16 protein-coding genes are annotated in these 15,287 nt (G+C 73.1%); 9 read left to right on the forward strand and 7 right to left on the reverse strand.

Annotation, left to right across the window (positions count from 1 at the left end; genetic code table 11):
- Positions 1-156 precede the first annotated feature (156 nt).
- The gene (locus ACWGIS_RS17410; protein WP_453363283.1) at positions 157-348 is read left to right on the forward strand and encodes a hypothetical protein; all 192 of its coding nucleotides are present in this window, start codon (positions 157-159) and stop codon (positions 346-348) included.
- Positions 349-758: 410 nt separating this feature from the next.
- Positions 759-1,448, forward strand: coding sequence for an esterase/lipase family protein (locus ACWGIS_RS17415; protein ID WP_453363284.1), 690 nt, complete (start codon positions 759-761; stop codon positions 1,446-1,448).
- An 85-nt stretch (positions 1,449-1,533) separates the two neighbouring features.
- Here the strand turns inward: ACWGIS_RS17415 and ACWGIS_RS17420 are convergent, their stop codons facing one another.
- On the reverse strand, positions 1,534-4,554 hold the full coding sequence (locus ACWGIS_RS17420; protein WP_453363318.1) for a glycosyl hydrolase: 3,021 nt from the start codon (positions 4,552-4,554) through the stop codon (positions 1,534-1,536).
- A gap of 342 nt (positions 4,555-4,896) precedes the next feature.
- On the opposite strand from ACWGIS_RS17420, the gene ACWGIS_RS17425 reads away from it, so the two are divergent.
- Together ACWGIS_RS17425 and ACWGIS_RS17430 are read left to right on the forward strand one after the other, a co-directional pair.
- Entirely contained in the window at positions 4,897-5,337 is a 441-nt protein-coding gene (locus tag ACWGIS_RS17425) for a DUF6086 family protein (protein WP_453363285.1), read from the forward strand.
- A 520-nt stretch (positions 5,338-5,857) separates the two neighbouring features.
- A complete protein-coding gene (locus ACWGIS_RS17430) occupies positions 5,858-6,766 on the forward strand; it encodes a polysaccharide deacetylase family protein (RefSeq protein WP_453363286.1) in 909 nt (302 codons plus the stop codon).
- 15 nt (positions 6,767-6,781) lie between these two features.
- On the opposite strand, the gene ACWGIS_RS17435 is transcribed toward ACWGIS_RS17430, so the two are convergent.
- A complete protein-coding gene (locus tag ACWGIS_RS17435) occupies positions 6,782-7,540 on the reverse strand; it encodes a bestrophin-like domain (RefSeq protein ID WP_453363287.1) in 759 nt (252 codons plus the stop codon).
- Between the two features lie 38 nt (positions 7,541-7,578).
- The gene (locus ACWGIS_RS17440; RefSeq protein WP_453363288.1) at positions 7,579-8,115 is read right to left on the reverse strand and encodes a hypothetical protein; all 537 of its coding nucleotides are present in this window, start codon (positions 8,113-8,115) and stop codon (positions 7,579-7,581) included.
- A 274-nt stretch (positions 8,116-8,389) separates the two neighbouring features.
- Here ACWGIS_RS17440 and ACWGIS_RS17445 point away from each other — a divergent pair, with 274 nt between their 5' ends.
- On the forward strand, positions 8,390-8,578 hold the full coding sequence (locus ACWGIS_RS17445; RefSeq protein WP_453363289.1) for a hypothetical protein: 189 nt from the start codon (positions 8,390-8,392) through the stop codon (positions 8,576-8,578).
- Positions 8,579-8,873: 295 nt separating this feature from the next.
- On the opposite strand, the gene ACWGIS_RS17450 is transcribed toward ACWGIS_RS17445, so the two are convergent.
- Positions 8,874-9,449, reverse strand: coding sequence for a helix-turn-helix domain-containing protein (locus tag ACWGIS_RS17450; RefSeq protein WP_453363290.1), 576 nt, complete (start codon positions 9,447-9,449; stop codon positions 8,874-8,876).
- A 485-nt stretch (positions 9,450-9,934) separates the two neighbouring features.
- Between ACWGIS_RS17450 and ACWGIS_RS17455 the strand changes: the two genes are divergently transcribed.
- Complete coding sequence (locus tag ACWGIS_RS17455) at positions 9,935-10,192, forward strand: hypothetical protein (RefSeq protein WP_453363291.1); 258 nt, start codon at positions 9,935-9,937, stop codon at positions 10,190-10,192.
- Positions 10,193-10,563: 371 nt separating this feature from the next.
- Here ACWGIS_RS17455 and ACWGIS_RS17460 read toward each other — a convergent pair whose 3' ends face one another.
- Entirely contained in the window at positions 10,564-10,968 is a 405-nt protein-coding gene (locus tag ACWGIS_RS17460; protein ID WP_453363319.1) for an ATP-binding protein, read from the reverse strand.
- 230 nt (positions 10,969-11,198) lie between these two features.
- Here ACWGIS_RS17460 and ACWGIS_RS17465 point away from each other — a divergent pair, with 230 nt between their 5' ends.
- On the forward strand, positions 11,199-11,564 hold the full coding sequence (locus ACWGIS_RS17465) for an STAS domain-containing protein (RefSeq protein ID WP_453363292.1): 366 nt from the start codon (positions 11,199-11,201) through the stop codon (positions 11,562-11,564).
- A 38-nt stretch (positions 11,565-11,602) separates the two neighbouring features.
- Here ACWGIS_RS17465 and ACWGIS_RS17470 read toward each other — a convergent pair whose 3' ends face one another.
- Both ACWGIS_RS17470 and ACWGIS_RS17475 read right to left on the reverse strand, forming a co-directional pair.
- Complete coding sequence (locus ACWGIS_RS17470; protein ID WP_453363320.1) at positions 11,603-11,791, reverse strand: hypothetical protein; 189 nt, start codon at positions 11,789-11,791, stop codon at positions 11,603-11,605.
- 281 nt (positions 11,792-12,072) lie between these two features.
- Complete coding sequence (locus tag ACWGIS_RS17475; protein WP_453363293.1) at positions 12,073-13,476, reverse strand: DHA2 family efflux MFS transporter permease subunit; 1,404 nt, start codon at positions 13,474-13,476, stop codon at positions 12,073-12,075.
- Between ACWGIS_RS17475 and ACWGIS_RS17480 the strand changes: the two genes are divergently transcribed.
- Entirely contained in the window at positions 13,475-14,512 is a 1,038-nt protein-coding gene (locus ACWGIS_RS17480; protein ID WP_453363294.1) for a sigma-70 family RNA polymerase sigma factor, read from the forward strand. The two genes, ACWGIS_RS17475 and ACWGIS_RS17480, sit on opposite strands and share 2 nt — an antisense overlap.
- 130 nt (positions 14,513-14,642) lie before the next feature.
- Entirely contained in the window at positions 14,643-15,218 is a 576-nt protein-coding gene (locus ACWGIS_RS17485; RefSeq protein WP_453363295.1) for a TerD family protein, read from the forward strand.
- Positions 15,219-15,287: the final 69 nt, after the last annotated feature.

Consider the following 15,287-nt stretch of genomic DNA (forward strand, 5'->3'; position numbering starts at 1 on the left):
TCACCCGGCAGACCTGGTGGCGCCGGACCGGCGCGGAGTACGGCGGCCGGGGCGGCCGACGCTCCCGGTGGCGTCGACCGGGCACGTTTGCCGTACGCCCGCCCGGAAACCCGCCCGCATGAGAACAGCCCTGCACGACCGGGAGGTGCGACGATCATGCCCGATCCCCAGCAGCCCGAGCTGCGGCGCAGCGACAAGGGAGGGGCGACGCCGGAGGACAGCCAGTCCCTGAAGGCGTCGCAGCCCTCCAAGGGAGGCGGCCGCGCCAAGGGCACGGACCGCGGCGACAAGGGCGGCGGCGAGGGCGGCGGCACGCCGCCCGACCAGCAGCCGGACCACCCCGTCTGAGCGTCCGCTCGGCGGCCGGCCGGAACCCACGAGCCGGAAGACCCGACAGGCACAGGACGGCGAGCCGCCGGTCGCGGCTCGCCGTCCTGTGCCTGTCCTGCCTGTCCTGCCTGTCCTTGAGTGGGAAACAGTTGAAGTTTCCCCGGCACAGGTCTTGACGGCCCGTACCTACTGGTCAGTACGCTCACGCCACCCCTCGACGAACACCGGTGTTCTCCCCCGCCGCGCCCCACCGACGCGCCCGCGGCACGCCCCCACGTGCCCCGGGCCCTCGGCTCTCCCGTGACCCGGGAACCGTCCCCCCGCGACCCGGGATGTCCCGCTCCCCCGGCCGGGCGACCGCGCGGCGCCCCCTGCTCCGTCCGAAGCGCCGTCGCGCGCTGTTCGACCCCACCCTGGGAGATTCCCCGATGAAGAGATCCCTCGTGATCTCGGCCGTCGCCACGGCCACCGCTCTGTTCGCCGCGCAGGCGTCGGTCCCCGCCGAAGCGTCGAGCGCCTCCGCCTTCCGCTCCTCCAGCAACCCCGTCCTGTTCGTGCACGGCTACACCGGCGACGGCGCCAACTGGAACACCATGGCGGCCCGGTTCGCCAACGACGGCTGGCCGTCGACGCACCTGGACCAGTGGTCGTACGACTGGCGCCAGTCGAACGCCACCACCGCACAGCAACTGGCGGCGGAGGTCGACCGGTTGCTCGCCGCCACCGGTGCCACCAAGGTGGACATCGTCAGCCACTCGATGGGCGGCCTCTCCTCGCGCTACTTCCTGAAGAACCTCGGCGGGACGTCGCGGGTGGACGCCTGGGTGTCGCTGGGCGGCCCCAATCACGGCACCGACAGCGCCAACTCCTGCCTGGACACGTCCTGCACGGAGATGCGCGTCGGCTCCGCCTTCCTCGGTGCGCTCAACTCCGGCGACGAGAGCCCCGGTTCACCCCGCTACGCGACCTGGTGGTCACCCTGCGACACGGTGATCAACCCGGACAGTTCCGTCGCGGTGTCCGGCGCCGTCAACACCAGGACCGCCTGCCTGAGCCACACCGGCCTGCTCAACGACGCGACGGTGTACGCCCAGACCCGGGACATGATCAACAGCTAGGACGTGCCGTTCGGTACGGCGTACGTCCGCCCAGGACCGTACGCCGTACCGGACGTCGTACCGCACGCCGCACCGCCCGTCCGGTTCAGCCGATCCGGGCCTCCCCGTAGGGCACCAGCCGCACCGGCCCCATCAGCCCGTACGCCGCGCGCGCCAGACCTCCGTAGACCGCCGGGTCACTGACCCGCAGCCGGTTGGCGAGTGGTGTGGCGACCTCCACCTCGATGACGTTGCGGCCCTGCTTCAGCAGTCCGCCGAGGTCCACCACGGGGTGGATCTGGTCCACCGGATCCAGGCGCCGGCCGTTGACGGTCACCCGGCACGTGTCGGTGACCGTGCCGAGGTGGAGGTACGCGCCGTGGCCGCCGCTCCAGCCCTCGCCGAGGGTGACAGTGGTGCGGTAGCGGCCGACGCCCGACACGTCGGCGAGTTCGGTGATCTGCGACCAGGGGAGCAGGGCCTCCAGGTCCAGGTCGTGTTCGACGACGGTGGTGCGCGTGGCCGTGGAGCCGGGCCGCCAGTCCTCGACGTGCAGCCGCCACGCCGTCAGTTCGGTGGCCGCCGGGACGTCCCTCAGGGTCGTGCGGACGGTGCGTCCCTGGGACAGGACGGTGCGGTAGGTGCCCGGCTGCGAGGAACGGACGGTGAGGCCGTCCTCGGTGAAGCGCACCTGCTCCGCCTCGCTGTCGACGGCGTGCGGGCGGTTGCCGTGGCGGTCCCCGAACAGGCCGGGCCTGCCGATGGCCACGATCAGCATCTGCGCCGGCTGGAGGGTGACGCGCACGGTGACCGTGTCCCCGTCCTCGGTGTACCGGGCGAGCCGCTCGATCCGTCCGGACCACGGGTCGAGGAGGTACGGCACCCCGTCGCCGTCCGTGCGCGACAGGGTCACCTCGTGGTCGACGGCGGCCACGGCCGGCTTGACGGTCTCGGCGTGCTTGCCGTTGCAGAGGTAGTAGTAGTCCACCCCGTCGGCCACCCGGTGGAAGTTCAGCAGCGTGGAGGAGGTCGCGTACCGCACGTCGGGCCGCACCCCCAGCTCCGCGAGCGCGGCCGGCACCGCCGTCTTGTCGCCGACCCGCCTGACGAGCGGCTCGGCGAGCAGGCGCGCGACGACGGACCGCAGTTCGTCGGTCTCCCCGCTGTCCGGCACGCCGGGCGGCACGGCGGTGTCCCAGGCTCCGAGGAGCACGACGGGCAGGCCGGCCCGGGTGAGCCGGAGCAGGGTGCGCGCGTCGGACAGCGCCAGCGTGATGCCGGAGCCGTAGAAGAAGTCGCCCTCGACGAACAGCGCCTTGTACGCGGGGCCGTCGGGGGCGAGCCGGCCGCGGCGCACGGTGGCGGAGGGCAGGTCGAGCAGCGGGCCGCTGAGGAACTGGTGGGTCCAGCCGGAGGTGATGCCGCTCGCGGTGAACCAGGAGGCGCCGATGCCCGTCGCCGAGTAGCCGGTCTGCCGGAAGACCGCCACGTCCGCCCGGGGCCGGCCGGTCCGCAGCACCTGGTGGACCCGGCTGAGGCAGCCCGCGATGTCCGGGACGTGCTTCCACGTCGCGTGCCGGGGGCCCCAGGACTCGCCGTAACCCGCGGTCCCCTTGTACGGGGTGAAGGCCGCGTAGCCCGGCCAGTCGACGCCCGGCAGCTCGGCGTAGGAGAAGCCGTGGACGACCGTCTGGTTGACTCCGGCGGCGTAGGCGCCGCCCATGGTGCGCAGGAACTTCTGCCAGGTGGTGCTGTAGGCCCCGCCCGCGTAGGCGCCCGCTTCACACGAGAGCACGGTGTTTCCGGCCATGTCACGGCCGCCGGCCAGGCACCGGTAGTCGTCGAGGTTCTTGAAGCCCAGGGACTCGCCCTCGGGGATGTCCAGGATCGCGGCGGAGGCGATGGAGTCGGTCTGCAGGCCGTACGGCTGTGCGCGCAGCTCCAGGCCGAGGCCGTGGGCCCAGGCGCGCAGCGCCGTGACGTGGTGCTCGTTGTAGAGGGTGCTGACGGTCTCCCAGAAGTCGTGCCGGATCTGCCGGGTCACGGCGGCCTCGAAGGCGAAGACCTGGTTGCTGTTGCCGAGGACGACGGCCGGCAGGAGCGGCAGCAGGGAGCGTCCGGTGTGCTTCTCGAAGGCCTCCGGCAGCCCCGGCGTCCACTGGAGACCGTCGGTCTCCAACTCGATGGAGTCCTCGAACAGGGCCCCGCCGGAGACCTTCAGGAGCCGCCGGACGGCGGGCGTGAGGATGTGGGCTTCCCAGAAGTCGGTCACCGCGCGTGTGCCCGCCGCGCTGAAGTGGTCGACGACGTGGGCCGCGGGGACCGTGTGCGGGCCGGCCTCGGGGGTCTGGCCCGAACCGCGTACCCAGTAGGAGATGAGGACGTAGGTGCCGTCGTCCGGGGCGGTCCAGTGGAGGGTGCCGTCCTCGACGGCGGAGGTGAGGTCCCGCACCGAGTCCAGGGCGAGACCGGTCTCCTTGCGGGTGGAGTTGGCGGGGTCGACGCGAGCGGCCTGCACCAGCAGCAGTTCCTGCTTGGTGACGCCCGCCTCGGCCGCGTACACGGGGGCCGGCACCGGACCCGAGTGGCCGGCGCCGGGGGCCAGCGTGACCGTGCCGTAGGCGAGTTCCTTGACCGCCGCGTCGCTGTCCGGGGTGATGCCCGGTACCGCGGCGGGCCAGCTCGGTCCGATCGTGAGGTCCACGGTGATGCCGCGCCTGGCGGCCTGGCTCAGGGCGGCCTCCACACCGGCGACCCAGGCCGCGCCGCCCCAGCCGTGCCGCTCGGTGTCCAGCACCGAGGTGTCGCCGACGCTGTGGTGCACGGCGGCGATCTCCGCCCCGCCGAACCCGGCGTCGGCTATCTGGTCGATCTCCCGGCGGATCTCGTCCGGCTGGACCAGACCGTCGGGCCACCACCAGCGGAACTTCGGCGCCACGGCCCGCCCGGGCCGGGCGAAGACGTCGCCATTGAAACGTTCAATGACCGCACCGGCGGACGGGGCGGCCGACGCGACGGCGGGCGTCCCCCAGTCCAAGGCCCCTGCGGCAGCCGTCGCCACGGCTGCGCCGAGCAGCGTACGGCGGCGGAACCCTGGGTTCGGGTGAGTGGCGGAGTGGTCGTTCATGTTCTGGTTCACTTCCCGGAGGGCAGCACGAAGAGGCCCAAGGGGGCCACGTATTTGAATCGTTTAAATCGTGAATCGTCTCGAAGCTAGATCCGTTGCTCCGAGAGCGTCAAGGCTCGTGCACGCGCAAAGATTCGTCGCCTGTATCGCGGCACCCGCGCGCCGACCGGACGGGGGACGCGCCAGGATGTGGCCGTCCGGGGGCGACGAGGGGGTGGTCGGTGCGTGCGGGAGCCCGCCGCCGCGGCCGAAGTCCCGGCCGAGGGCGCCGTGTTGTCCGTGCGTGGCCCGACCATCCGGTCTCTACCCTTGATCGAGGCCGCGGAGCGGGGGGATCGGAACATGAGCATGTACTTCGACACCGATGACGAGACGTTGTGGAACCCGTCGAGCGGTTCCGGCCGCCTGTTCCTGCGGCAGCTCCAGGTGTTCGAGGCGGAGTTGGGGCTTCCCTCGGGGATCGGCCACGGCCGGCACTGGGGCGACCCGGACACCCTGAAGGTCGACCCCGTCGCGTACGGGGACTTCACACGCGCCCTCGTGGACTGGCACTGCCGCACGGGCAACTCCGTGATCCGCGCCCTCTCCGAGGGGTTCGTGGCGATCGCGCTGGCGCTCGCACGGCGCGCGGGCATCGAGGTGGAGGTGCCCGCGGCGGTGACCGTCACGGGCGACGGGAGTGACCGGTGCGGCCCAGCCGTCGGCGGTCCTCCGCCCGTGCCGCCCGTCGCCGAGGCGCTGGACGCGCGGGCGCGCGAGCCGGCCCGCTCGATCACCGCCTGAGCGCCGGCGCCGGGACGACCCTTCGCGCGCCTTCCGCGGCCGTCGGCTCAGCTGGGGATGTCGACCAACGAGCAGGGTCACGTCGCCGAACAGCAGCGGCCAGAAGGGGATGCGGGGGCCGGTCGTCGCGGGTGGCGTAGGCGGCGATGACCGCGTCCGTCGCCACCACGGCGGTGTCCAGGTCGGCGTTGTGGACAGCGCGACCTCGACGACGCGGTGGACACCTCCGGGTGCGTACGCGCGGATCGCCGCGGCGGGGTTCTCCTGGTCGAGGGCGACCGCATGGGCGACGACACCGGCGTCGACACGGTCGAGGTCCCCGGCCGCCCGCACCGTGCCGATCACGGTCGCTCCGCCCCAGCGCGCCAACTGGGCGGCCAGGCAGCCCACTCCACCGAGCACCCCGTGCACCCCGTGCATCACCACCGTGCCGTCCCGGCCGCCCCCGCCTCGCACACCACCCCGCACATCACCCCCGGTGACCGGCGTGACCGCTCCTCCAGGCCGCCGTTGACTGATCATGACTCCTCGACCTGCACGCACCGTCGCGCGTCGTGCCGTGCCGCTGATCCTCGCGACAGCCGCGGTCCTGTCCCCGGCGCTGATCCTCCCCCGCCCGGACACGGCGGCAGCCGCGGCCGTGAGTCCGGCACGGGTGAACGGGCCCGCGCCGGCCAAAGCACATGTCGCCGCGTGGACGGGCCCGGCAACCGACTCCCGCTCACCGGGGCTGCCGGCCCCCGCCTCTCAACCCGCGCCTCCGCCCGGGCCGTCCGCGCGACCACCGCTGCCGAAGGAGTTCCTCGGCGCGGAGGTCCGGCGGATTCCCACCACCCGCCGGGTGGTCGCCCTCACCTTCAACGCGGGATGGGACGACACCGGTGTCGACACGGCCCTGGCCGAGCTGCGCCGGCGCGGGGTTCCCGCCACCTTCTTCCTGACCGGGCGGTTCGCCGAACGGCACCCCGGCGCCGCACGGGCGATCGCGGCCGAACACGGCGTCGGCAACCACTCGTACAGTCACCCCCGGTTCGACGGCTTGACGAGTCGTCGGGTGACGGAGGAGGTCCTGCGGGCCGACCGGGCGATCCGGCGGGCGAGCGGTGCGGTGCCGCTGCCCTTCTTCCGGTTCCCGTACGGTGCCACCACATCCCGGGGCATCTCCGACGTCAACGCGCTGGGTTACGCCGACATCGAGTTCACCGTCGACACCAACGGCTACCTGGGCGCGGCGCGCGGGATGACGGTCCAGAAGGTCGTCGACCGGGTCCTGGACGCGCTGTCACCGGGGGAGATCGTGCAGCTGCACGTCGGCACGCCCGACGGCCGCACGGCACCCCTGGACGTACAGGCACTCCCCCGGATCATCGACGCCGTGCGGGCCCGCGGCTACAGGTTCACCGACCTGGGGAGGCCGGTGCACGCCTGACGCGGGCGAGGGACGTCAGGCCCTCGTGGCGTACAACTCCCGCAGGGGCTGGGCGGAGTCCGCTCCGGAGTGGCCGAAGGGGGCGTCGAAGCTCCACACCATGAACAGCAGCAGGACGACCAGGGCGCTGAAGGTGGTCGCCAGGAGCAGTTCCCGCGGTGAGTGGCGGATCTGGAGGGTGTAGAGCAGGCCGAGGGTGACGGCTCCCCCGGCGAGGAGGCCGAACCAGACCACGCCGGGCAGGGTGGTGCCGGCGCTGTCGAGGCGCTGGTGCCGGGCGTCGTCGGCGGCGGCCACCTGGTCCAGCAGGGGCTGGTACGCCTGCGCCTGGAGTTCGTCGGCGGGGGTGTGGCGGGCGATGTCGGCCCGGATGCGGCTCATCAGCCGGGCGCCCTCGGCTCCGGGCTCCTCGTCGTTCTGGATGGCCGGCCATTCCGCGGTGACGGCATGGCGGGCGTAGGTGTCGATGTGGTCGCCCACCCGGCTGCGGAAGGCGGCGGGGTAGACGTCCAGGCGCTGGTCGATCTCGTAGAGGGCCTGCGCCTCGCGCTGGACGGTGTCCTCGGCGGCGCTGCGGGCCTCCCAGACGCCGGCGATGGCCAGGCCCAGGACGATGGCGTAGACGACGCCCACCATCATCACCATGTATTCCAGGACGTCGGGTGTCTGCGTCGTGTCCTCGTCGGCGAGGCGGCGGTGGCGCATCACGGTGACCGTGACGACCAGGGCGCAGACCACGACGGACGCCAGGGTGTAGATCAACCATTCCGGCACGGGAGAACTCCAGGACTACGGGTGAGGGGTGGGTGCGGTCAGCCACGGCTGCGGCGCCGGGAACCGGGGCGCAGTGCGGCGGCGGCCAGGACGGCCGGGGTGGTGACGGCGGTCGTCGTCATGACCGTCGACATGCCGACGGGGACAGGACGCCGTGGTCCGCCGGTGTAGTGGCGACGCGGCACCCAGCGGAACGGGGCCGCTCCCGGTGGGGCCTGCCTGGCCGGCCGGACGCGCTGGACCGGCGGCGGGGCGGGGGTGGGTTCGGGTGCCTGCGGTGCCGCGGCGCGGGGCGCGACGGTCGGCAGCGGCGCACGGTGGCGTACCGGTGGATCCGGCGCGGTGGCTCGCGGAGGCTGCTCCTGGGGCGGCGCGGTGCGCGTCGGCGGCGGAGGCGGGGCGGGCTGTGGAGGCGCTGTCACGGGGTCGGCCGGTGGCCCGCCTCCGATCTCCACCCAGGTGTCCGGTGCGCAGACGACGATGTGGCCGTGCCCGGCGGTGTGGTCGACGTCGACGACGGCGGCCGTGCCGGTGACGCCCGGCAGCGGGCACAAGGCGGCGACTCCGAGACCCACAGTGACCCACCCGCTCACCTGGACGCCCCTCTGTTCCGTGCGGAAGACGCTCCGTAGGCCGGTAGCGCGCTACAAGAACGACGAGGTGGAGTGTGCGGTAACGGCGCCGACGATCTTCGCTGTCGAACGGTGCGGCTCGCGGGCGGCCCTTCTCCTCCACGCCCCCACCCGCGGTTTAACGCCTCGCCGGGATGCCGCGCCCGCACGTAGGGTCGTTCCGCGCCGGGTGCGGCGGGAGGGCGAGGGCTGGGCTGGTGCGGGAGGGCGGAAGCCGGTGAGCAGACGGCGCTATGTCGCGCGGGGTGTGCCGGGCGGTTACCGGATCTGGGACAACCACGGACGCCGGTGGTGGGGCGATCACTACGAACTGTGCCCGGACGACCTCCTGACGGAGCTCAACGGGCGGGCGGACAATGCGCGGATCACCGCGCTGCTGAAGCGGTACAGGGCGCAGAAGAGATAGACGCCTCCGCCGCTCCGTCTCCCCGTCCTCCCAGCCCGGCGGCCGGCGCGGACCACCTCTCGGGGCCTGCGAGGGGCGGGAGTTGAGCAAAAAACGCGGGCTCAAGTTGATGTTGCCATGCCACCATGACGTCGTTCCTGGTCCCGATCGGGGGAGAGCGACCACGACCAGCGTCGACGCCTACGACAGGCCGCGGCCCATGCTCCGCTCGGAGGCCGAGGCCGTCGCCGGACCGCTGACTCCGCGCTGACCAGATCCGCGCGGCGCCGCCCCGCGCACTCTCTCCCCGACCACGTCAGCGGCGCCCGGCTCGTGCGCGTACGCGCTCCTCCCGGTGCCCGGACAGGCTGAGGATCTCGACGGGCCGCCGGCCGGTGCTGCCGAACCAGTGCGGCATCCGGGTGTCGAAGTGCGCCGTCTCCCCCGCGCCGAGCACGAGGTCGTCGGAGCCCAGGACGAGACGCAGCCGCCCGGAGAGGACGTACAGCCAGACATACCCCGCGTGGACGCGCACGTCCGGCTCGTTCAGGGCGTGGGGGATGATCACCTTCCACGCCTCGGGGGCGCCGGGCCGCCGGGTCAGCGGGAGTGCGGTGCGGCGGTCGACCCGGCGCGGGTCGACCGCGATCAGCGGCTCGGCGGGCTCACGGATGCCGACCAGTTCGCCGAGCGGCACCCCGTGGGCCCGGGCGATGGGGAGCAGCAGTCGCAGGTCGGGGCGGCGTCGGCCGGTCTCCAGGCGCGACAGGGTGCTCCGGGAGACGCCGGTGTCCTCGGCCAGCCCGGCCAGCGTCATGGCCCGCCGGACACGCAGGCTTCTGAGCCGGGGTCCGAGCGCGGCCAGGAGGGCGTCGGCGGGCGGGTGTTCCACGTACGGATTGCACCGCGCGGTTCGCCGGAACGGCAAGCTCTTCCCGGAAACGGCAACAAATGTGGTCGGCGGCCCCGCCCGGATCGCAGCCTGGTGCCATGACAGCAACCGCATACGCCGTCGTCACCGCATACGCCGTCCTCACTGCGTGCGCCGCACTCGGAACGGCGCTTCCGGCGGCGGCAGGGCAGCCCCGCGCCCGTGCCGTACCCGGCTCACTCCTCCGCCGAGTCCGGCGGGCGCCGGACCCGATCCCGGGCGGGCGGACCGAACCCGGTGGGACGGCCCCCGCCGCCAACGACCCCGCCACGGACGACGTTCGGCGGAGCCCCGCCGGGCACCGGGCGGAACACCGCGCCTTCTCACCGGAGATGGAGCGGCAGGCTGCCGAAGCAGTCCTCGGCGACCGCCGGCACGGCCTGTGAACCCCCTTACCCCGTCCCCTTTCCCGCACCTCTCCCGCACCCAGTGAGGACCGACCCGACATGACCGAGTACTCCGCCACCCGTCCCGCCCGCGTCGGGCCTCCGCCCAGACACCACATGGCCCTGATGATCTGGCTGGCGGTCTTCCCCACGCTCACCGTGCTCCAACTGCTGCTGCGCGGCGTCCTCGACGGGGCGCCGATGATCCTGCGCACGCTGGTGCTGGCCACCATCGCCGTCCCCATCGTCATCTACGGCCTCATGCCGCCGCTGCAGAGGGCGCGCACGCGGCTCATCGGCAGGTGGAGCCGGGGGTGAGGGCGCCCGGCGCCGCGAGGAAACTGTCTTCCTGACACGGGGGCGGGCCCGCACGAGCGGCGGGCCCGGACCTCGTACCGAGAGCGGTGGAGGGCCCAAGTTTTGGCACGACGGGTTTCGGTCACGACTCTGTTGTGTGGCCGGATCCGGTGCGATGCTGGGCCGGCGGTGATCCTCGCACTCCGAGGCGGAAACCGCCCGGTCCTGTCCGTGCGCAGTCGTACGGACAGGCAGCGCCGTCCCTCCCGCGCCCTCCCCACGGGAGGGCCGACGCATGTCCGCGCCACGGCCGCGACACCCCTCCCCACGCGGGACAGGCGCAGTGCTCACCGGTCAGGCGTCGCCTCGCCCGTCTCCGCCGAGAGCCGGCGTCAGGCGCGCCCCTCGTCGGACAGAGCCAGCCGGGCCGTGACGCGCTTGCCCACCGGTTCCTGCTCGACCTCGAAGTGCAGGGCGACGGCCATGACGATCTCCAGGCCGTGCTGTCCGATCCGCGCCGGGTCGGTGTCCTTGGCGACGGGCAGAAGCGGGTCGCTGTCCCACACGGTCACCTCCACCGCGTCCCCGCTGACGCGCAGTTCGAGCAGCACGGGTCCCGGCGCGTACTTGCGGGCGTTGGTGACCAGCTCGCTGACCACCAGCTGCGTCAGGTCCATCGCCCGTGCCGACACCAGCAGGCCGTGCTCGGCCTGGACCCTGGTCAGGAAACCCGCCGCCAGATGCCGGGCCTCGGCGATGCAGGCACCGCCGCCCTCCAGCGCGACGACGGTCTTCATCGGATCGGAAGCCGGCACCCCGTCGCCGCCTTCCTCACCGCCGGAAACTGACTGCACCAATTCCACCTTTGTTCCCCCGTTCACGCGCGCGCCTACCCCGCGCTCGCCCACCCATGCGTCCCGAGCTTCCGGTCGCTCGTGCCGGGAGGCATTTCCGGGCAACGGCGGGGCAGCCTCTTTCCACCCGTCGTCACTCAAGGGGCCCACCAGCAAGCGCAATCGAGGGACCGGTGACAGACGCTCACGAAGGAGCGCGGCCCGGCCGGTTGTCGATCGGCATGACCGCCTTCGACGACGTCCGGGTCGTCGCCCTGCGCGGCGAGATCGACCACAGCATCCGTGACCACCTCCGCCGGGCCCTGCTCACCCACGACTCCGTCGCGCCCCCGCGCATCGTGGTCGACCTCAGCGGGGTGACGTTCATGGACTCGAGCGGCGTGAACGTACTGATCGCCGCCCATCGCGGGGCCGTGGAGGCCGGGGGCTGGATCCGGCTGGCCGCCCCGCAGGAACCGGTGCTGCGCGTCATACGCATCGTCGGCCTCGACTCCGTCATCCCCTGCTATCCCGCGCTCCGCCTCGCTGTCGACGAGTGACGGCGCAGCACGGCAACTACGGGCCCGGTGCGCTCCGGTCAGAAAAGGTGTTCCTGCTCGGCGGTCGCTGGCCGGCGCCGCGTACGGGGGCCGGAGCGCCGGGCCGGGGTCTCGTTGCCGAACAGCGGTTCGGTGCCGTACTCGTCGGGCTCGGCCGGGACGGCGGTGGGCCCCGTACCGACACACAGACGCAGCGGGGCGTCCCGGTCGAAGTCTCCCGGCGTCATAGCCGTCCAGTCGCGGTCCTGACGCTGTTCACTCACCGGCACTCCTCTGTTCCCGCCAACCCTGCGCGATCCGGGCGCCGTCCGGCCCCGCCGCGCTCCCAGCGCCGGCCCGCCCAGGGCCACCCTCCGAGAAACTCACCGCCCTCATCCTCCCCGGATACCCTCGCTCCGCGCCGCCCGCACCCAGCAATGATCAACGCTTCCACGCGGCCCGCGCCCGCCGCAACCACTCGACGCGGCCGGCCGGCGGAGCAAGGGCCGCCGACCGGGCCGGAACACGGTCAGCGCCGCTGCGTGACCACCGCCCGCGGGGTGTCGGCGGGTGCCGGTGCGGGGCGGCGGCCCGGAACGGCCAGCGCGGCCAGCGCCCCGGCGAGGGACAACGCGCCGCTGACGGCGATCGCCGCCGTGAACCCGTCGGTGAAGGCGTCCGTGTCCGCATAGCCGCCGGTCCTGCTGAACACCAGTGCCAGGACGGCCACTCCGAAGACCCCGCCCAGTTGACGGCCCGTGTTGAACACCCCGGAGGCCTTGCCGAGCTGCTCGGGCGGGACGGCGTTCAGCACGGCGGTCTGCGCGGCCGGCATCGCCATGCTCACGCCCGTCCCGGCGACGAGCATCGGAGCGATCAACTGCCCGTACGGCACGGACGGGGTGCAGACGAGCGCGAACCACCCCATCCCGGCCGCCTGGAGGGCCAGCCCGAGCGCGGCCGGCGGGCGCGCGCCGATCCGCTGCGTCAGCCTGCCGGCCAGCGGCGCCACGACCGTGACCGCCCCGGTCCACGCCAGCAGATGCAGTCCGGCGCCCAACGGCGTGTCCCCGCGGCCGGTCTGGAAGTACTGCGCCGTGAAGAACAGGGACCCGTACAGCGAGGCGTAGAGGAACACCCCGGCGGCGTTGCCCGCGGCGAAGCCGGGGAGCCGGAACAGCGCGAGGGGCACCATCGGGTGCCGGGCGGCCCGCTGCCAGGCCACGAAGGCGACCGTGCAGAGCCCACCCACGGCCAGCGCGCCCGTCACCTCGGCGCTCCCCCAGCCGGCGCCGTGCGAGCGGACGAGTCCCCACACCAGCCCGAGCGCGGCACCGGTGACCAGCACCAGACCGCCCGTGTCCACCGACGCCGCCCCGCCGCGGCTCTCCGGGACCCGCCGCAGCACGAGCGGGACGACGGCCAGGCCGATGGGCAGGTTGAGCCAGAAGATCCACTGCCAGGCGAGTCCCTGGGTCACCGCACCGCCCACGACCGGGCCCGCGACCACGGCGAGCCCGGTCAGCCCGGCGAAGAGGCCCAGTGCCCTCGGCCGCTCCGGCGGCGGGTAGACGGCGCTGAGCAGCGCCATCGCCAGCGGCATGACCAGGGCGGCGCCCGCCCCCTGCACCGCGCGTGCCGCGATGAGCCAGCCCACGCCCGGTGCGAGCGCGCAGGCGACCGAGGCCACCGTGAAGAGTGCCAGTCCGGTCGTGAAGACCAGCCGCCGCCCGAAGCGGTCGCCGAGCACGGCGCCGGTCATCAGCAGGACCGCGAAGCTCAGGCTGTAGGCGTTCACCGTCCATTCGAGTTGTTCGATCGACGTGCCGAGATCCAGCCGGATCCGGCTCAGTGCCGTGGTCACCACGGTGGCGTCGAGCGCCACCATCACCGAGGCCGCGGAAGTGAGCCCCAGAACCCATTGTCTGTTCATGCCCGTACCGACCCGCGGCGCCGCCGGGATCGGCCGGGCCCCAGCCGATGAATTCGGTCGGCCCCGGGTGTCTGTACAAGAAAGGGAGGAGTGCAGGGTGACGCCGACAGACCAGCCGCACGAGGAGTTCGTCCGTCTGACCGAGCCGTTCCGGCGGGAGCTGCTGACCCACTGCTACCGCATGCTCGGCTCGGCGCAGGACGCGGAGGACCTCGTGCAGGAGACATATCTGCGCGCCTGGAAGTCGTACGAGGACTTCCAGGGGCGCGCCTCGCTGCGTACCTGGCTCTACCGGATCGCCACCAACGCCTGCCTCAACGCGCTGCGGCACGGCAGCCGCCGGGTGCTGCCCGCCGGCCTCGGCGGCCCGGCCACCGACCCGACGGCGCTGGACCCGCGCAGACCGGAGATCCCGTGGCTGGAGCCCCTTCCCGACGAGCAGGCCGATCCGGCGGCCGTCGTGGCCGGGCGCACCGGACTGCGGCTGGCCCTGATCGCCGCCCTCCAGCACCTGCCCGTACGGCAGCGGACGGTGCTGATCCTGCGGGACGTGCTCTCCTGGTCCGCGGAGGAGACCGCCGAGGTGCTCGCGCTCACCCCGGCCGCGGTGCACAGCGCCCTCCAGCGTGCCCGGAGCCGCCTCGACCGGCTGGAGCCGGTCATCGACGAGATCACCGAGCCCGCCGAGCGGGACCGGCGCGAACTCCTCGACCGCTGGGTCGACGCCTTCGAGCGGGCCGACGTCGCGGCGCTGACCCGGCTGCTGACCGAGGACGCGGTCTGGCAGATGCCGCCGAACCCGTCCTGGTTCTCGGGCCGTGACAGCGTGGCCGCGCTGCTCACCGCCAAACTGCGCGGCAAGGACGCCCGGTTGGTGCCGGTGCGGGCCAACGGGCAGCCCGCATTCGCCGTCTACCACGCCGGCGACGCCTTCTCCGTCCAGGTGCTGACTCTGCGTGGCCCCGCGGTCGCCGCCGTCACCGCCTTCCACGACCCCGCGCACGTACGGCGGTTCGGGCTGCCGGCGCGCATCTGATCGACCGGCTCCGTCCCTTGAGGTGACCGGGCCCGAACCGTGCCGGTTTTTCCGCGGTGTTGTAGGTTTCGTGCGGGTCCGCCCATCCGGTGCGGGTGCCCGAGACGGCCGTAGCGCGGAGGAGAACAGCGTGGGAGTTTCCCTGTCCAAAGGTGGCAATGTCTCGCTCAGCAAGGAGGCGCCCGGTCTGACCGCGGTCCTCGTGGGCCTGGGCTGGGACGTGCGGACCACCACGGGAGCAGACTTTGACCTCGACGCCTCCGCGCTGCTGGTGGACGCCTCGGGCAAGGTCCTCTCCGACCAGCACTTCGTCTTCTACAACAACCTGAAGAGCCCGGACGGTTCGGTCGAGCACACCGGCGACAACCTCACCGGTGAGGGCGAGGGCGACGACGAGTCCGTCAAGGTGAACCTCGCCGCCGTACCCGCCGAGGTCGACAAGATCGTGTTCCCCGTCTCGATCCACGACGCGGACAGCCGCGGCCAGAGCTTCGGCCAGATCCGCAACGCGTTCATACGCGTCGTGAACCAGGCGGGCGGTCAGGAACTCGCGCGCTACGACCTGTCCGAGGACGCCTCCACCGAGACCGCGATGGTCTTCGGGGAGCTGTACCGGCACGGCTCCGACTGGAAGTTCCGCGCGGTCGGGCAGGGTTACGCCTCCGGTCTGTCCGGCATCGCCTCCGACTTCGGCGTCAACGTCTGACCGGGCTCCCGTTCCCCCGTCGCCGCCGCCCGTGCCGTCCCGTCCGAAGGGGGCCGGGCGGCGGTGTCG

This window comes from Streptomyces sp. NPDC054842 (genome assembly GCF_053611025.1).

Excerpts from the sequence above, each read along its gene's own strand:
- ACWGIS_RS17410 (WP_453363283.1), top strand. The coding sequence starts at position 157 with ATGCCCGATCCCCAGCAGCCCGAGCTGCGGCGCAGCGACAAGGGAGGG.
- ACWGIS_RS17415 (WP_453363284.1), top strand. The coding sequence starts at position 759 with ATGAAGAGATCCCTCGTGATCTCGGCCGTCGCCACGGCCACCGCTCTG.
- ACWGIS_RS17420 (WP_453363318.1), bottom strand. The coding sequence starts at position 4,554 with ATGAACGACCACTCCGCCACTCACCCGAACCCAGGGTTCCGCCGCCGT.
- ACWGIS_RS17425 (WP_453363285.1), top strand. The coding sequence starts at position 4,897 with ATGAGCATGTACTTCGACACCGATGACGAGACGTTGTGGAACCCGTCG.
- ACWGIS_RS17430 (WP_453363286.1), top strand. The coding sequence starts at position 5,858 with ATGACTCCTCGACCTGCACGCACCGTCGCGCGTCGTGCCGTGCCGCTG.
- ACWGIS_RS17455 (WP_453363291.1), top strand. The coding sequence starts at position 9,935 with ATGACCGAGTACTCCGCCACCCGTCCCGCCCGCGTCGGGCCTCCGCCC.
- ACWGIS_RS17460 (WP_453363319.1), bottom strand. The coding sequence starts at position 10,968 with ATGAAGACCGTCGTCGCGCTGGAGGGCGGCGGTGCCTGCATCGCCGAG.
- ACWGIS_RS17470 (WP_453363320.1), bottom strand. The coding sequence starts at position 11,791 with ATGACGCCGGGAGACTTCGACCGGGACGCCCCGCTGCGTCTGTGTGTC.
- ACWGIS_RS17480 (WP_453363294.1), top strand. The coding sequence starts at position 13,475 with ATGCCCGTACCGACCCGCGGCGCCGCCGGGATCGGCCGGGCCCCAGCC.
- ACWGIS_RS17475 (WP_453363293.1), bottom strand. The coding sequence starts at position 13,476 with ATGAACAGACAATGGGTTCTGGGGCTCACTTCCGCGGCCTCGGTGATG.